Below are 16,608 nucleotides of genomic sequence, written 5' to 3'. Positions count from 1 at the left end.
GGTGGCGGTGAGCTGCTCCATGGCGGCGGCGGTTTCTTCCAGGGAGCTGGCCTGCTGCTCGGTGCGGCCGGAGAGGTCCTGGTTGCCGCTGGCGATCTCGCTGGTGGCCAGGCGCACGGATTCGGCGGAGGCGCGGATGCGCACGAGGACGGCGGCGATCTTGTCCACGAAGTGGTTGAATGCGCGGGCGATCTGGGTGAGCTCGTCGCTGCCGTGGGTGTCGAGGCGGCGGGTGAGGTCGCCTTCGCCGGAGGCGATGTCCTCCAGGGCGTCGCGCACGACGGCGAGGCGGCGCAACTGGCGGCTGACGGCGTAGGTGAGCAGGCCGACGGCGGCGAGCACGCACAGCACGGTGATGGCGATGGCGACGTTGAGGAGTTCGCGCACGGGGCGGGTGGCCTCGGCGCGGTCGATGGCGATGGCCAGGATCCAGGGCGTGCCTTCCACCTTCGCGGCGTAGAGCATGGTGGGGGCGCCGTCGATGGAGATGTCGGCACGTCCGCCGTCCGAAGCGAGCCGCGCGAGCTGTGCGCCGTCCAGGGCCGGGGAGATGGCCGTGACGGGCTTCAGGGCCAGTTCGGCTTTGGCGTGGGCGAGGATGTTGCCCTGTCCGTCCAGGAGGAAGGCGAAGCTCTTCTCCATGGGGTGGATCGCGTTGACCTTGCGGGTCACGGTGTCCAGGTGCATGTCGGTGCCGATGACGGCCGTGGGCTGGCCGGCAGGGCCGACGGGCTCGACGAAGCTGATGGTGAGCTTGCCGGTGCTGGCGTCCACGTAGGCGGGCGTGAGGGCCGGTCCGCCGGTCTGCACCGCCTGCCTGTACCAGGGGCGCGCGGTGCCGTCATAGCCCTCCGGCATGGGGTGCGCGAAGATGTTGCGCTTGTCGGCATAGACGAAATAGGTGTCGTCGAACGCGCCGGCCTGCTTGGCTGCCAGCAGGAAGGGCACCGGCTCGGCCTGGCCGACGGCGGTCTTCAGCGAGGAGGTGATGCGCTGCTTCTCCTTGACCCATTCGGCGAGTTCGCTGGCATGCAGGCGCGTGAGCTGCCCGATGCGGTCGTCCAGGCCCGAAAGCGTGTTGCCCCGCACGACGAAGAAGGTGGCCAGCGCCAGGGCGATGAGCGACAGGGCGGTGATGGCGATGCAGATCCCGATGAGGCGGGCGCGAAGGCTGTGGAACATCGACGGACTCCAAAAGGAAGGCCTGTGGGAAGGGTGATCGCCGGGTTATCGTCTATTGTTGAACTTTATCAACAGAATGAAACATCCGTTCTGCAAGGTGGAAAAATAACGGCGGAGGATTGCATTTGCCGCAAGGCGTATCCTCTCGCCTGCGTTATGAATTCACTGCAAATTTTTCTGCCTTGCGCCGCCGGCGTGGAAGGCTTCCTGGCCGACGAAGTCCATGGCATTACCGGCCTGACGGGCCACGACCTGCTCACGGGGCGCGGCGGCGTGATGGCCCGTGCGTCGTGGCGCGAAGCGCTGCGGCTGAACCTCCACAGCCGCCTCGCGCAACGGGTGCTGGTGCACCTGGCCGAGCGGATGTACCGCTCCGAGAACGATCTCTACGCCATCGCGTCCGGGATCGCCTGGGAGATCTGGTTCACCCCGCGCCAGAGCTTCCGCATCGACGTCACTGCCCAGCACAGCCCGCTCCAGAGCCTGAACTTCGCGGCGTTGCGCGTGAAGGACGCGGTCGCCGACCGTTTCCGCGCGAAAGCCGGCGGCGTGCGGCCCGATGTGGACACGCAGCGGCCGGACGTGCGCATCCACCTGCACCTCACCACGGACCAGGCCACGGTCTATATCGACACCTCGGGCGAGCCGCTGTTCAAGCGCGGCTGGCGGGAGGACAAGGGGGATGCGCCGCTCAAGGAGACGCTCGCCGCGGCCATGATCGCCGCCAGCGGCTGGGATCCGCTGGGCGACGCGCCCATGCCGCTGTACGACCCCTGCTGCGGCAGCGGCACGATCGCCATCGAGGCCGCGCAGATGGCCTGCCGCATTCCCCCGGGCCTGCACCGGCGCTTCGCCTTCGAGAAACTGCTGCCCTTCCAGGCGCACGTCTGGAATGCTCTGCGCGAGGAAGCGGAAGGCGGCATCGTGCCGGCCGCCGTACCGGTGTTCGGCAGCGATGTGTCTCACCGCATGGTGGATTTCGCGCAACGCAATGCCGAGCGCGCGGGTGTTGCCCAGGCGGTGCAGTTGCGCGGCGGGGATGCACTGCAGCGCATGCCGCCCGGCGACCGGCCCGGCGTGATGCTGCTCAATCCGCCCTATGGCGAGCGCATTGCCGCGGCCGGCACGGCGGGGCGCAGCGCGCGGGAGCGCATGGGCGTGGTCGAGCGTGCCGGCCGGGAGACCGCGCAGACCGAGGATGGCGGGGATTTCTTCCTGCAACTGGCCGCGCACTGGAAGAAGCATTACGCAGGCTGGCAGGCCTGGATGCTCACGCCCGACCTGAAGCTGCCCGGCAAGATGCGCCTGAAGGAATCGCGCCGCGTGCCGATGTGGAACGGGCCGATCGAATGCCGGCTGTTCCGTTTCGACATGGTGCAGGGCGCCGTGCGCCAGCGGGCGGAGGGCGCTGCGCCGCCGCCGGCGGATGCGCCTGCCGGCCCCGGACGCGCGGCGGATGCGGGCGGGGACCATGCCGGTTGAGCTGCGGCTGCCCGCGCAGGCAGCGGAGGGCGAACCGGTGCGCTGCGTGGTGGTGGACACCAACGTGGTCCTGGACCTGCTGATCTTTTCCGATCCGCGCACGGGGCCGCTGCGGCAATTGCTCGCCCAGGGCCGGCTGGCATGGATCGCCACGCAGGTCATGCGCGACGAGCTCGAGCGCGTGCTGGCCTACGCGCACATCGTGGAGCGCATGGACTTCTACCGGGTGGATGCCGCGCAGGTGCTCGCGGCGTTCGATGCCCAGGCGCGCCTGGTGGAGATCGCGCCGCGCGTGGCCTATGTCTGCAAGGACGCAGATGACCAGAAGTTCATCGACCTCGCGGCGGCCCACCGCGCCATCCTGCTGTCGAAGGACAAGGCCGTGCTGTGCATGCGCAAGCGGCTGCTGAGCATGGACGCGCACGTGGCCACGGCCCTGGTGCTGGAGGCCGCGCAACCGGAAGCCGCCTGAGCGAGGCACCGGCGTGTTTCAGCCCTCGTCGAACCGGAAGCCCTCCGCGGGGTGCAGGGACCATCCTCCGTCGCCCGCGAGCACCAGCACGTGGGTGTGGTGGGCCAGCACGGCCGGCCGGTGCGCGATGCTGATGACCGATGCCCCGCTGGCGCGCACGCGCTCGTAGAGGGCAGCCTCGTTGGCGCTGTCCAGCGCGCTGGTGGCCTCGTCGAGGATGACGGTGCGGGGCTGCCGCACCAGCACCCGCGCGAACGCCAGCCGCTGCTGCTCGCCGATGGACAGCTCCTTTTCCCAGTCGCGTACGGCGTCCAGGCCCCCGACGCGGCCGGCGAGGTCGGGCAGGTGCACGGCGTCGAGCACTTCCAGCAGTTGCGCGTCCGCAAGATCGGTGTCGCGGGCGGGATAGATCATCTGGCTGCGCAACGTGCCCGGCTGCATGTAGGGCCGCTGCGGCAGAAAGAACACGCTGTCCATCGGTGGATGGTGCACCACGCCCCGGCCGTCGCGCCACAGGCCGGCCAGGGCGCGCAGCAGCGAACTCTTGCCGCAGCCGCTGGCACCGGTGATGAGCAGCGCGTCGCCGGGCTGCAGGTCCAGGGAAAGATCGCGCACCAGCAGGCGCGAGAAGCGTGGCGTGTAGAGGTCCAGCCCTTCGACGGCGAACCGCTCGCCCTCCCGGGCCTCGATCTCGCCACATGTCTCCGGGGACAGCTCGGCCACCGGAGCGGCTGCCGCCGCGCTGGCGGACGGGGCGCCGCCCCGCCGGCGTGCACGGCGCTGCTCGCGGCGTTGTTCGCGGCGCTGCCGGCGTGCGGCGGCGGCGGCCTCCGGCTCCATGGGCTCGGGCGTGCCGCGCTCCGTGGGCGTTTCCAGCAGGGCCTGGCGCAGCGTGTCGAGCCGGCCGATGCCCGCGACGAAGCGGCTCAGGCTTTCGAAGTTGTCCACGATCAGCGACACCGAGGCCAGCACCGCGGCGAAAGCGCCGCCGGCCTGGATGGCGCGGCCCACTTCCATGTCGCCCGAGAGCACCGCATCGGCCAGGATGATGCTGGGGATGACCAGGGTGAGCTGGCTGAAGGCCCGCTGGAACAGGTTCAGCGAGCGCTGGCGCTTGATGAGGCGGGCGTAGTTGTTGAATACGGCCTGGAAGCTGCGGTCCAGCTGGGCGCGCTCCTGCGCCTCGCCGCGGTAGAACGCGATGGATTCGGCGTTCTCCCGCAGCCGCATCAACCCGAAGCGGAAATCCGCCTCGCGCCGCAGCTGCCAGAAGTTCAGCCGGATGAGCGGGGCGCCGAACACGTAGAGCGCCACCACCGTGCCCACGAGCGCATATACCGCGAGGAAAGCGACCAGCGTCTGCGAGATGGACCACAGCACCGCGCTGAACGCCACCAGCTGCATCATGGCGCCGATGAAGATCAGCAGGAAATGCGTGGAGCGGCCGGTGAAGCTGTTGATGTCCTCGCTGATGCGCTGGTCCGGGTTGTCCACCGTGCCTTCCGCATTCAGCTCGTAGTAGCGGCGGCGCCCGAGGTAGCCGTCCAGGAAACGGTGGGTCAGCCAGAGGCGCCAGTGGTTCGCGAACGCATCGCGCATGTAGTAGTAGAAGGCATAGACCGGCACGGCGAAGGCCAGCACGGTGAGGCAGCTGCGCACGGCGTCCCAGAAGCGGTCACGGTCCTGTGCCGCCAGCGCGGAGGTCATCTCCCCCGTTCGGTCGATGAGGCGCACGGCCAGGTGCGTTTCCAGCAGCATGAGCAGGATCAGCAGGCCCAGCAGCGCCCAGGCCGCGACCTTGCGGTCGCCCAGCCAGTAGGGCTTGGCGACGGCCATGAATTGCCGCCAGGCAGCCAGGGAAAGGCTGGGAGCCCGTGCGCCGGCAGCGGCCTTCGGATCGGGTTCGGCTGCGGTGGGCAGCGGCGCGGCGGCGGTGGCGGATGAAGGCATGCGGGGGCGGAGCGGAGCGGGAGCGCTTGTCCGCACGATATGCGGGGGGCTCTACCGTGGCCTGTCGGACGCCGCCCACGGGGCATTACGGAAACGCCCCCGACCTGCCGCACCACCGCACGATCGCGTTGCTACGGCGCGAGCAGGTCGTAGGCGGCGCGTATGCGCTGCACGTCGCGGCCCCAGCGGCGGTCCTGGGGGAGCCGGCGCAGCCAGGCGAGGCGGCGCAGTGCCTGTTCCATGGTCTGCCGGAATTCCGGGCCATGGGCGGCCGTCCATGCGGCGGCTTCGGCGCGCGCCGGGGCCAGCGCGTCCGATGCGCGCAGGTAGAGCGCGGTGGAGTGGGCGTAGCACAGCAGGTCGCGCACCTGGCATGCGGGCAGCGGCAGGGTGGCGGCCGGGTCGTCCTCGAAGTCCAGGTAGCCCACCACGCCGTCCGGGCAGCGCACGAGATTGCGCGCGAAGGCCTGGCTGAGGCAGGTGCCGCGCGCATGCACCTGCGCGATCGCCGCGAGGCCCTGGCGCCAGAGCGCGAGCACGGCTTCGGGCCCGTCCCCGAGGCGGTGTTCGATCTCGTTGCCCAGGGAGTGCGTGTCCACCTCCGGACGGCCCAGGTCCAGGGTGAGCAGGCCCTCGCCGCTGAACGCCAGCACCTCGGGCACGCGCAGCCCGAGGGCCGAGAAGGCACGCAGGCGCCGCACCTCGGTGGCGATGCCCTCGGCCCCGCCCGGCGTGGGCACGGGCCGCAGCACGGGCAGGCCCAGCATGCCGGCGAGCAGGGCCATGGCACGGTGCCTGCCGGGCCCGCGCACGGGCGCCGCGCGCTTGAGCCACACCCGCGTTCCGTCGGCCGCGATGTGGCTCTCCACCGCATGCACCTGGGTGGGCAGCCGCTCGCGCAGGAATGCGTCCCAGTCGGTGGGCGCGGGGTGGGTCGCCGGCCGGGCGGGAGAGGGCGGGAGCGCCGGATCTGGCGGAAAGGCGGGCATGGACTGGAGGGAGGGAATCGGAGCGTCAGGGGGCGCGGCTACACTCGCCGCCTTGGAATGCGCAAGGTGGGCAATCCTGTCCGCCGCGGCGGCATCATAGAGCGATGGGCCGGCCCGCCGCTGTCCGCCTTTTTCGCCATCTTCTTCAAAATACGGCCTGCCCGCGCGTGCGCGCCGGCCAGGAGCCCCCCGATGACCGATCCCCACGCCCCCGCCGCCGATACTTCCGGCGCCGTTCCCGCGCTCAGCAACGACGACCTCGATGAGCTGGACGCACTGCTCGACGACCTGCGTTCGCGCGCCGAGGAAATCCCGCAGTGGGAATTCTGCGACGGCTTCCTCACCGCGCTGGTCTGCACGCGCCGCGCGATCGCGCCGGCCGAGTACCTGCCCATGCTGCTGGACGACGGCGGCCCGATGGACATGGTGGCCGAAGGAGAGGCGCTGCCGCGCCTTCCGGCCTTCCAGGACGATGCGCAGCAGGCGCGCTTCATCGAGTTGTGGATGCGCCGCTGGAACGAGGTGGCGGGTCAGCTCGAGGACACGGTGGAGTCGCTGGAGGACGACCGTGCCTTCCAGCCCGAGGTGATGGACATGCGCGGCGCGATCGCCTGCCTGCCCGAGGAGGAGCGCGCAGAGATGTCCGGGCAGGACGTGCCTTCGTTCGGGCAGGTCTGGGCGCTGGGCTTCATGTTCGCCGTGGAGAACTGGCCCGAGGAGTGGGCCGCGCCGCGCGACAAGGAGGCCGCGCAGTGGCTGGACGGCGCGCTCGAGCACATCGTCGCGCTGACCGAGGACGACACCGGGCGCCCCGAGCACAACATGTATGCCGAGGACGGCCCGCCCAGCGTGAGCGAGGACCGGCTGGAGGTGTTCGGCGAGGCGATCTGGGCGGTCTATGACCTGCGCCAGCTCTGGAAGAGCATGGGTCCGCGCGTCGAATCGGTGCGCCGTGCGGACACGCCGGGCCGCAACGACCCGTGCAGTTGCGGCAGCGGCAAGAAATACAAGAAGTGCTGCGGAAGCTGAGGTCCCGGCTGCGCGCGGAGTGGGCGCCCAGCATTCCGCGTGAACTGCTGGCCGGCGCCGTTGCCACGTTCGCTCTCATTCCCGAGGTGGTCGCGTTTTCGTTCGTGGCGGGTGTCGATCCGTCCGTGGGGCTGTTCGCCTCGTTCGTCATCAGCATCGTGATCGCCTTCGCGGGCGGGCGCCCGGCCATGGTGTCGGCGGCGGCCGGGTCGGTGGCGCTGGTGGCCGCGCCGCTGGTGCAGTCCCATGGCGTGGGCTACCTGTTTGCCGCGGGGCTGCTGGCCGGCGCGGTGCAGGTGGCCTTCGGACTGCTGCGCATGGGGGTGCTGGTGCGCTTCGTTTCCAGTTCGGTGCGCACGGGTTTCGTGAATGCGCTGGCCGTGCTGATCTTCTCGGCCCAGTTGCCGCACCTGCGGGGCGCCGGTCCGGGCACATGGGCCATGCTGGCGCTGGGCCTGGCCATCATCTACGGCCTGCCGCGCCTGGGCGCGTGGTCGGGCTGGCGGGTGTTCACCGCCATTCCGTCGCCGCTGGTCTGCGTCGTGGCGCTCACGGCGCTGGCCTCCGCGGCGGGCCTTCGGTTGCCCACCGTGGGCGATCTCGGCAGGCTTCCGGACGCCTTGCCCGCCTTCGCGCTGCCCGGCGTGCCGTTCACTCTGGAGACGCTGCGCATCATCGCGCTGCCGGCGCTCGCCATCGCCTTCGTGGGCCTGCTCGAATCCGTACTCACGGCCGCGGTGGTGGACGAGATGACCGACACGCCCAGCGACAAGAACCGCGAATGCGCCGGGCTGGGCCTGGCGAACATCGCTGCCAGCCTGACCGGCGGCATCGCGGGCTGCGGAATGATCGGGCAGGCGGTGGGCAACGTGAAATACGGTGGCCGCGGGCGCCTGTCCACCCTGTTCGCGGGCGTGTTCCTGCTGGTGCTGATGGTGGCGCTCAAGGACTGGGTGTCGCGCGTGCCGGTGATCGCGCTGGTGGCGATCATGGTGATGGTGTCGGCCTCCACCTTCGACTGGGCCTCGCTGCGCACGCTGGTGCGCCATCCGCGCACGTCCAGCGCCGTGATGCTGGCCACGGTGGCGGTGACGCTCGCCACCCACAACCTGGCGGCCGGCGTGGCCGTGGGGGTGGTGCTGAGCGGCGTGTTCTTCGCCTTCAAGGTGGCGCGCCTGCTGGACGTCCGCGCCGAGGACGACGGGGCCACCGGCCTGCGCACCTGGCATGTGGCGGGCCAGGTGTTCTTCGCGTCAGCCGATGCGTTCATCGATGCCTTCGACATCCTGGCCGCCGAAGGCCGCCCGGTGCGCATCGACGTCTCGCGGGCCCACTTCTGGGACGTGACCGCCGTGGCCGCGCTGGACAAGGTGGTGATGCGGCTGCGGCACCACGGCTGCCCCGTGGAGGTGGTGGGAATGAACGAGGCCAGTGCCGGCCTCGTGGAGCGCGTGGGCGGGCCCTGACCGTCAGAAGCTCGTCCAGTCGTCCTCGCTCGAGCTGCCCGCCAGGGCCAGCGAAGGCGCGGGGGCTTTCGCGGGTGCAGGCGCGGGCCGGCGGGCCGCCACGGCCGGAGCGCGCGGCGCGGCAGGCACCCGGGCCGGTGCCGGTCTGGCGGCCGGCAGTGCGCTGGCTGCAGCCGGCGCTGCGGCGGCGCGCGGTGCGGCCATCGGTGCCGGGGCTGGCAGGCCCTGGTCGTGGTGCAGGCGGAACTGGCTCACCGCATCCACGAGCCGGCCGGCCTGGGCCCGCAGGCTGTCCGCGGCGGCAGCGCTCTCCTCGACCAGCGCGGCGTTTTGCTGCGTCACCTGGTCGAGCTGGCTCACCGCGTCGCTCACCTGGCCGATGCCCTGGGCCTGTTCCTGGGTGGCAGCGCTGATTTCGCTGATCAGGTCGTTCACGCGCCTGACCTGGGTGACGATGTCGGCCATGGTCCGGCCGGCTTCCTCGACCTGCTGGCTGCCGGCTTCCACCTTCTCCACGCTGGTGGAGATGAGTCCCTTGATCTCCTTGGCGGCATCGGCGCTGCGCTGCGCGAGGCTGCGCACTTCGCTGGCCACTACCGCGAAGCCGCGGCCCTGCTCGCCGGCGCGGGCCGCTTCCACCGCGGCATTGAGCGCCAGGATGTTGGTCTGGAAGGCGATGCTGTCGATGACGCCGATGATGTCCGAGATCCGGCGGCTGGAGTCGGTGATGGCGCCCATGGTGCTCACGACCTGCCCCATCACCGTGCCGCCGCGTTCGGCGACCTCGCTGGCGGAGTTCGCCAGTTGCGTGGCCTGCCGGGCGGTGTCGCCGTTGTTTTTCACGGTGGCCGTCAGCTGCTCCATGGAGGCGGCCGTCTGCTGCAGGTTGGAGGCCTGTTCCTCGGTGCGCTGGCTCAGGTCGGCGTTGCCGGTGGCGATCTGCGTGCTGCCCGTGGCGATGGAGTCGCTGCTCTGCCGCACCTGCCCGACCACGCGGGCCAGCTGGTCGCGCATGTCCTTCATGCCGGCCAGCAGGCTGGACTGGTCATTGGAACGGGTATCCACGTCCACCGCGAGGTTGCCCTGCGCGATCTGCCGCACGATGCCGGTCGCATAGTCGGGCTCGCCGCCCAGCTGGCGCGTGATGGAGCGGGTGACCCAGATGCCCAGTGCGATGGCCAGTGCCACGGCCAGCGCGGATCCGGCCAGGATCACGGTGGTATTGATGCCGCGCATCCGGTCGGTCCCCGCCTTGCGTTCGGCCAGCAGGCTGGATTCCGTCTGGTCCAGCTCCTTCTGCAGGGCCCGGAAGCCGTCCATGGCGGCCTTGTCCTTGCCCTGGGCGAACTGCGCGATGAAGTCCTGCATGGTCTTGCTGCCTGCCGTGACGTCACGGCGGGCCTGGATCAGCCCGGACATCACGGACGTGAATTCGGTCTCGCGGGCCTTCATGTCATCCAGGCGCCGCTGCTGGGCGGGATTGTCGGCCGTGAGGGCCTTGATGTCGGGGAGCGTCTTGGTGAACTCCTGGGTGCCGCTGGTCCAGGGCTCCAGGAACTTGTCATCTCCGCTCAGCAGGAAGCCGCGGGCGCCGGTTTCCATGTTGACCATGCTGTTGAGCAGGGTGTTGGAGCGGTCGAGCACCTGGTAGGTGTGCTCGTTCCACGATTCTGCTTCCGCGAGGCTGCGGCTGGTGACGAGCGCGCTGGTGGCCACGGCGATGAAGATGGCGATCACCAGGCCGAAAGCGATGAGCAGGCGCTGGGAAACAGTCAGGGAGCGGGCGCGGGCGGCCATGGGTACCTCCAGGAAAAATAGTCGTCTTTGTCCTTCCAGTCTGGAACCAATCTGAAATATTTGCTCATCATTTTTTCGGAATTCACGAATTTCAATTCATGGGACTACAGACATGCGTCGCATTCATCATTTGCTGCCGAGATGGGCGTTCATTTCCTGCACACGGCGCGCAGGCGTGCCCCAGTCTGGCGCTGCCGTGGGCGATGCGCCAAGGGGCGTAAGGGAGCCAGTGTGCGGAAGGGCGATGGGAGCCGGATCAAGCCCCGGTTGCAGGAGGTCAGCGCAGCAGCCTGGCGAGCCCGGCGATCGCATGGTCGCGGGCGGCGGAGCGCACGGCGGCCCGGTCACCGGGGAAACGGCGCATTTCGCTGTGCGTCGTGCCGCCCAGGTGCCAGCCGAACCAGACGGTGCCCACGGGCTTGGCGGCGCTGCCGCCCGCGGGGCCGGCCACGCCGGTCACGGACAGCGCGGCCTGCGCGTGGGAGTGGCGCACGGCGCCTTCCGCCATGGCGCGCGCCACGGTTTCGCTCACGGCGCCGTGCGTGTCGATGAGTTCGGCGGCAACGCCCAGCAGTTCGGTCTTGGCGGCATTGGAGTAGGTGACGAAGCCGCGCTCGAACCACTGGCTCGATCCGGCCAGGTCTGTGCATGCACCGGCGATCATGCCGCCGGTGCAGCTTTCGGCCGTGGCCATCATCCAGCCGCGGGCCGTGAGTGCCTGTGCGAGGAAGGCGATGTCGGCGCTCACCACAGCACCCTCCAGAGCGCGATGGCGAACAGCGCGCAGAAGGCCGCCACGAAGTCGTCGAAGAGAATGCCCCAGCCGCCGCGCCAGCCGAAGCCCTTGAACAGCTGGTCCGCCCAGGCCACGGGGCCTGGCTTGGCGGCATCGAAGTAGCGGAACAGCGCGAACGCCGCGCACTGGCCCCAGAAGCCCATGGGCATTGCCAGCCAGAGCACGCACCAGAACGCCACGATCTCGTCCCACACCACGCACCCCGGGTCGGCCACGCCCAGGTGACGGGCGGTGGTGGTGCAGGCCCACCAGCCCACGAGCGTGCCGGCCAGGATGAGCCCGCCGATCTGCAGGGGGGACAGCCAATGCTGCAGCACCAGATAGGCCAGCCACGCCCAGGCCGTGCCCACGGTGCCGGGCGCGCGCGGCGAGAGGCCTGCGCCGAAGCCCAGGGCGATCCAGTGCGCGGGGTGGGACCGCATGAAGGCGGCGCTGGCCCTGCGGGGGGCTGCGGCCGATCCGGCCGCGGGCAGGGGAGGCAATACGTTCATCGGCGGTTCTCGTTCAGTTCCACGTCCTTGCCATGTCGCACCACGTGTTCCGCCGTGAAGCGCGCCTCGGCGCCTGGCGCCAGGGGCTGCTGCCATGCGACGGTGCCGGCCGCGCCCTCCCAGGCGGTGGTGAGCGGTGGCGGCGCGTAGCGGGATTCGACCTCGATCTTCGCATTGCGCGACACAGGGGCGGTGTCGATCACCTGAAGCGTGATCGGGGTGGCATGGCGGTTCTCGATGCGGTAGGCGAGCTGGGTGCGGCGCTCCACGGTGGTACCCGTGAAGCCGGCCGTGCCGGTGGTGGTGCGGGGCGCCTCGGCCTGCACGCGCACGAGGTCGTCCGGACCGAACCACAGCGGCACCGTGCGCCCACCCGGGCTGCCTGCATCCGTGGCCGAGGCGAAGTCCAGCCGGCCCTGGCCCACGAAGGCGCCATCGCGGTACAGGCCGACGGTCCCGGCCGGCCAGGGGCCTGCGGGCGGGGCGATCTCCGCCACCAGGTAGGCGGTTTCGCGCTGCGCGGGCACGGTGCGCGTGACGAGGCGGGCCGCGGCGTCGTGCGTGCCCAGCAGCAGCGTGGTGCGCTGCCCGCTCGCGGGCACGCTCAGGCGCTGCGGCACCTCGAAGCGCGTGGCGTAGCTGCCGGCCAGGGCCGTGACGTCGAAGCGGGGCAAGGGGTCTTCCGCGGCATCGGCGGATTCCGCCACGGGGGCCGGCGCGGGCGCGGCCATCGCCATCGCTGCGGGCAGCCGGGCGAGGCGGTTCTGCGGCTCCGGCGGTGCCGCCACATCCACCGTCCAGGTGCCGGGCCGCGGTCCCGCGGTGGCCCGCGCGGGCGCCTGCGTGGTGAGCGCGAGCCGCACGTCGTTCCAGTCTTCGCCGCTGCGCTGTGCGACGACGGCCAGCCGCTCGAGCACCACTGCCCCCGTGGCGGTGTCCAGCCGCGCGCGGTAGGCGGGCTGCCAGCCGGGGCCGCGCACCTGGTAGGACAGGCGCAGGCCGGCATCCCGGTCGGTGGCGAGGTTCACGGCCACGGAGACCACCCTGGCGCGCGGCCCGCCCGCCGTGCGGTCGCGTTCGGCGCGCAGCGGTTTCAGGTCGCGCTCCAGTGCTTCCTGGCGGCGCTGCAGCGGCTGCAGGCGCACGATGGTTTCGGCCGACGTCCTGCGCAGCGCTTCGGCCGTGGCCGGGATCTGGGCGGCGGGAACGGCCGGCACCACGGCGGCCGCGGCCACTGGCGGGCTGCCCTGGCCGTCCCGCGGAGCGCCGTCGGAGCTGCTGCTGCCTGCCAGGTGGTCGAGGTACCGGTCCGCGCGCCGCAGCGCCGCGATCTCGGCCTGCACGCCCGCGATCTGGTCTTCGAGCGCCCGCACGCGGTCGTCCAGCGGACTCGCGCAGCCGGCCGCCACGTCGCGGTCCTCGGTGGTGACCTTGAATTCGCCCACGCGCACGCCGGCGTCCGCGCTGATCTGCAGGCTGTCCGGGTCCAGGCTGGCGGGCAGGCAGGCGAAGGTGGCAGTGCGCGCGCCCGCGGCGACGCGCGCACTGCGCTCGATCGTGGCGATGCCCGGTGCCACCGTCACCTGCGTGATGCGCGATGCCACCACGGCAGGGCGCTCCTGCGCGCAGGCCATGCCGGCGGCGGCAAGCGCCATGCCGGCGACCGCTGCGCGCAGCGCGCCGGCGTGCAGGGGCGCCGCCGCGGGTCGCGTGGGATGCGAGGAATGGGCCGCGCCCGGGCATGCAGAGGACATCCGCGCTCCTTATCTCAGGGTAGGACTGGGGGAGGGCAATGCTAGCAGCGGCCCGCCCCGGGTTCAGCGGACCGGCGCGAGGTAGGCGATGAGTCGCCCCATGCGGCGGATCCATTCCGAGGTGACGATGAACTGCGGCTTGTCCTTTTTCACATAGGGCGCTGCTTCGGGCGGGTTGTCGGCGGGATAGGGGGACGTGTCGTACACGTCGCCCACGTGCCTGCTGCGGTAGGCGCTGCCCGTGTAGGCCGCGGCAGGGCCGTCTCCCTGGTATGGGTTGACGATCTCCGGCACCGGCGAAGTCCAATAGCGCCGGCCGCCGAGCTCGTCCACCAGCTGCTGCGCCTCCGCCTCGGTCACCGTGGGGGTGGCCATGGTGGCTCCCTCGAAAAGATCGGGGAAGTCCACCTCGCGGATCGAGAAATACGTCGGCAGCGGGCGCGGCGTGCCCGTGCGCAGCGGTGAGCGCGCGGCCATGTCCGCCACGTCGCGGTCGCTCATCGCGCTCAGCCGGTCATAGGCCGACTGCAGCCCGGCGATGTCGATGGCGCGGCCCGCGGAATAGTGGCTCAGCGTGGCGCGGTAATCCTTGTCCGCGTAATAGCCGCCGTTGTGGACGTTCGATCCGTAGCGGTGCACGTACAGCGCATCGTTCGTGTCCAGCTCGACGAATGTCGGATGCGTGCGGCCGGAGAGCAGCGGGTTCGCCGCGAGTGCTTCGGCCGGCAGGGGACAGCTGCGCAGCCAGGCGATGGCCTCGGGGACGCGCGCGAGGTAGCGGCGGTCGCCGGTGAGCTGGAAGTAATTGAACAGCTGGCGGATATTGGTCTGCGTGGTGTGCGTGGCGAGCGAGCGCGGCTCGTAGCTGCGCGCGCCGGCCGGGGCGCCCGCGGGCCGGCTGTCCTGGGGCCGGGACAGGTGCTGCAGCCCCCAGCCGGCCTGCGGACCGGGCTGCTGCATGCGCCGCATGCACTCCATCGCCCGGCCGATGGCCGGCACCAGGCGCGTGTCGCCCAGCGCGATCACGCACATCGTGAGGAACTTGATGTTCTCGCCCATCACGTCGTCGTTGAAGGTGACGTGCAGTGTGTAGTCGCCGTCGTCCATGCCCGCATGCGCGCCGGCAGGCACCTGCTCGGGATGGGGTGGCGGCATGCTGGACACCGCGCCGGGGAAATGCGGGAAGCGCTGCGGCCAGCCGCCGTCCGCGATGCCCCACTCCGGACCGAACTGCGCCCCGAGTACGAACCCGATCGCCTTTTGCAGCGGCTCGAGAAAGCGGGTGTCCCGCTTTTCGAGGAACATCCGCAGCAGCAGCTGCGAGGCCACGGCCGTGCCGGCATCGTCGAAGGTGGCGTTGCCGTAGTAGTGCTGGAATTCCTCGAGCCGCCAGCCGTTGCGGCCGATGGTGTCGTACCAGCGGCGCAGCGAGTCCTCGCCCGCGAAGTCGTGGATGTAGTTCCAGCCTCCCGAGGGGTGCTGCGCCGCCACGATGGCGAGCGCGGTGCGTTCGGCCGCCTGGTAGTAGCGCTCGTCGCCGGTGGCGTGGTAGGCGTCGAGGTACACGTGGCCCACTGAAGGGGTGCCCGGCGGCTGGATCCAGCACATGGTGCGGTAGGCCTGCATCTCGCCGAATGTCTGCTGCAGGTCGGGCGAATACGACCATACGTAGCCGCCCCGGTACGACACCACCTCGTCCATGTATTCGGCCGCGCTGCGCATGGCCTGGGCCGCCCGGCCCTGGGGCGTGCCCGGGTTTTCGCCGCCCCCGCACGCCGTGAGCCAGAGCGGGGCCATGGGCGCGAGCGCAGCCAGCGCGAAGTCTCTTCTTTTCATCAGGTGTTTCCTCTCGTCGTATTTCTTTATGGAAAGCGGGCCGGAAGGCGCGCAGCCGCACGAAGCCTTCCGCATGCCAAGGCGGGATGCATGCGTCAATGAGTCAAATGACGTCGTACAACAGCAGGGATTGTTGTGATGATTCTGTGCAATGGAATTCCGTGCTTACCCGGAGTTTTCCAATGAATTTGTCACCGGTGGTGAGCAGGGCGAATGCCAAGCTCCCTGGCGAGGTGACGCCATGTGTTTTGATGTCGTACGACTTGGGGTGCGCCGGCAGTGCGTGTTCAGCGGAAGTGATCGAACGCCAGGTAGCGGGCCGACATGGGCCGGCCCTGCGCGTCGAGCAGGCGCAGGCCGCGCTCGGCCTCGATCGCGCCGATGCAGGTGGCGCGCGTTCCCGCCTGGCGGGCCGCGGCTTCCACCTGTGCGCGCCTGTCGGGGCGCGCCGTGAAAAGCAATTCGTAGTCGTCACCTCCGGCCAGCACGCAGCGCAGCAGGTTTTCCCAGCCGTAGGGCACATGTTCGGGGGCATGCCCGTCGCAGGCCGCCATGAGCTGCGGGGCGAGCGTGGTGTCGATGCGCGCGCCCACGCCCGACGCCTGCAGGATATGGCCCAGGTCGCCCACGAGCCCGTCGCTCACGTCGATGGCGCTGCTGGCCACACCGCGCAATGCCTGGCCCAGCGCCACCCGCGGCGTGGGGCGCTCCAGCCGTTCGCGTGCCTGCGCCAGCACCTGCGGTGGCAACTGCACGGGCATTTCGCCCAGCAGCGCATCCAGCGCCAGGCGCGCATCGCCGAGGTGGCCGCTCACCCACAGGTCGTCGCCCGGCCGTGCGCCGCTGCGCAGCAGGGCCTGGCCGGCGGGCACTTCGCCGAACACCGTGATGCAGATGTTGAGGGGGCCCTGCGTGGTGTCCCCGCCCACCAGTTCGCAGCCATGCTCGTCGGCCAGGGCCAGCAGGCCTTCCGAAAAGCCCTGCAGCCAGGCTTCGTCGGCGCGGGGCAGCGCCAGCGCCAGAGTGAAGGCCAGCGGCCGTGCGCCGCAGGCCGCGAGGTCCGACAGGTTCACCGCCAGGGCCTTGTGGCCCAGGTGCGCGGGGTAGACATCGGCGAAGAAGTGCCGGCCTTCCACCAGCATGTCACTGGACACCGCGAGCTGCATGCCGGCGGCCGGAGAAAGCAGCGCGCAGTCGTCGCCCACGCCCAGGGCCGCGCGGCGCACGGGGCGGTGGAAATAGCGCGCGATCAGATCGAATTCACCCATGGGCTCGAGCATACCCGGCACCCCCACCATGGGGGGGAAGGCGGCCGCCCGGCCGGACCCGCCGCTAAACTGAGGCGCTCTTTTCTGGCAAGGAGT

13 protein-coding genes are annotated in these 16,608 nt (G+C 70.6%); 4 read left to right on the top strand and 9 right to left on the bottom strand.

Annotated elements, in window-relative coordinates; translation table 11 throughout:
* Positions 1-1,182, bottom strand: a 1,182-nt coding sequence (locus tag T336_RS0118955; RefSeq protein WP_026433728.1) for a methyl-accepting chemotaxis protein, incomplete at its 3' end; no start/stop codon positions are given.
* 156 nt (positions 1,183-1,338) lie between these two features.
* On the opposite strand from T336_RS0118955, the gene T336_RS0118950 reads away from it, so the two are divergent.
* Together T336_RS0118950 and T336_RS0118945 are read left to right on the top strand one after the other, a co-directional pair.
* Positions 1,339-2,664, top strand: coding sequence for a THUMP domain-containing class I SAM-dependent RNA methyltransferase (locus T336_RS0118950; protein ID WP_019703911.1), 1,326 nt, complete (start codon positions 1,339-1,341; stop codon positions 2,662-2,664).
* Positions 2,654-3,136 (top strand): putative toxin-antitoxin system toxin component, PIN family, encoded by a 483-nt coding sequence (locus T336_RS0118945; protein WP_026433727.1) that lies wholly within the window; start codon positions 2,654-2,656, stop codon positions 3,134-3,136. The genes T336_RS0118950 and T336_RS0118945 overlap by 11 nt, the downstream gene beginning before the upstream one ends.
* 18 nt (positions 3,137-3,154) lie before the next feature.
* Here the strand turns inward: T336_RS0118945 and T336_RS0118940 are convergent, their stop codons facing one another.
* Together T336_RS0118940 and T336_RS0118935 are read right to left on the bottom strand one after the other, a co-directional pair.
* Positions 3,155-5,086, bottom strand: coding sequence for an ABC transporter ATP-binding protein/permease (locus tag T336_RS0118940; RefSeq protein WP_026433726.1), 1,932 nt, complete (start codon positions 5,084-5,086; stop codon positions 3,155-3,157).
* 131 nt (positions 5,087-5,217) lie between these two features.
* Positions 5,218-6,075 (bottom strand): BUD32 family EKC/KEOPS complex subunit, encoded by an 858-nt coding sequence (locus T336_RS0118935; protein ID WP_026433725.1) that lies wholly within the window; start codon positions 6,073-6,075, stop codon positions 5,218-5,220.
* 192 nt (positions 6,076-6,267) lie between these two features.
* Between T336_RS0118935 and T336_RS0118930 the strand changes: the two genes are divergently transcribed.
* Positions 6,268-7,104: a YecA/YgfB family protein gene (locus T336_RS0118930; protein ID WP_020425098.1), complete on the top strand. Its 837-nt coding sequence runs from the start codon at positions 6,268-6,270 to the stop codon at positions 7,102-7,104.
* Complete coding sequence (locus T336_RS0118925; RefSeq protein WP_035226554.1) at positions 7,056-8,570, top strand: SulP family inorganic anion transporter; 1,515 nt, start codon at positions 7,056-7,058, stop codon at positions 8,568-8,570. The genes T336_RS0118930 and T336_RS0118925 overlap by 49 nt, the downstream gene beginning before the upstream one ends.
* A 3-nt stretch (positions 8,571-8,573) precedes the next feature.
* Here the strand turns inward: T336_RS0118925 and T336_RS0118920 are convergent, their stop codons facing one another.
* The 6 genes from T336_RS0118920 to thiL form a co-directional block, all read right to left on the bottom strand.
* Positions 8,574-10,367 carry a methyl-accepting chemotaxis protein gene (locus T336_RS0118920; RefSeq protein ID WP_026433723.1) on the bottom strand — a complete coding sequence of 598 codons (1,794 nt, stop codon included), beginning with the start codon at positions 10,365-10,367 and terminating at the stop codon, positions 8,574-8,576.
* A 277-nt stretch (positions 10,368-10,644) separates the two neighbouring features.
* Positions 10,645-11,118, bottom strand: a complete 474-nt coding sequence (locus T336_RS0118915) for a CinA family protein (protein WP_035226551.1) — start codon at positions 11,116-11,118, stop codon at positions 10,645-10,647.
* Complete coding sequence (locus T336_RS0118910; protein ID WP_019703920.1) at positions 11,112-11,654, bottom strand: phosphatidylglycerophosphatase A family protein; 543 nt, start codon at positions 11,652-11,654, stop codon at positions 11,112-11,114. The genes T336_RS0118915 and T336_RS0118910 overlap by 7 nt, the downstream gene beginning before the upstream one ends.
* Complete coding sequence (locus tag T336_RS0118905; protein WP_026433721.1) at positions 11,651-13,408, bottom strand: DUF4139 domain-containing protein; 1,758 nt, start codon at positions 13,406-13,408, stop codon at positions 11,651-11,653. Before T336_RS0118905 ends, T336_RS0118910 begins: the two co-directional genes overlap by 4 nt.
* 63 nt (positions 13,409-13,471) lie before the next feature.
* A complete protein-coding gene (locus T336_RS0118900; RefSeq protein WP_026433720.1) occupies positions 13,472-15,244 on the bottom strand; it encodes a pectate lyase in 1,773 nt (590 codons plus the stop codon).
* Between the two features lie 287 nt (positions 15,245-15,531).
* Positions 15,532-16,512 carry a thiamine-phosphate kinase gene (gene thiL / locus T336_RS0118895; RefSeq protein ID WP_026433719.1) on the bottom strand — a complete coding sequence of 327 codons (981 nt, stop codon included), beginning with the start codon at positions 16,510-16,512 and terminating at the stop codon, positions 15,532-15,534.
* Between the last annotated feature and the right edge of the window lie 96 nt (positions 16,513-16,608).

This window comes from Paracidovorax oryzae ATCC 19882 (assembly GCF_000687165.1).
In the GTDB taxonomy this organism is placed as follows: Bacteria; Pseudomonadota; Gammaproteobacteria; order Burkholderiales; family Burkholderiaceae_C; genus Paracidovorax; species Paracidovorax oryzae.
The sequence above is the reverse complement of the archived record's forward strand: the minus strand, read 5'-3'. Positions and strand labels throughout refer to the sequence as shown.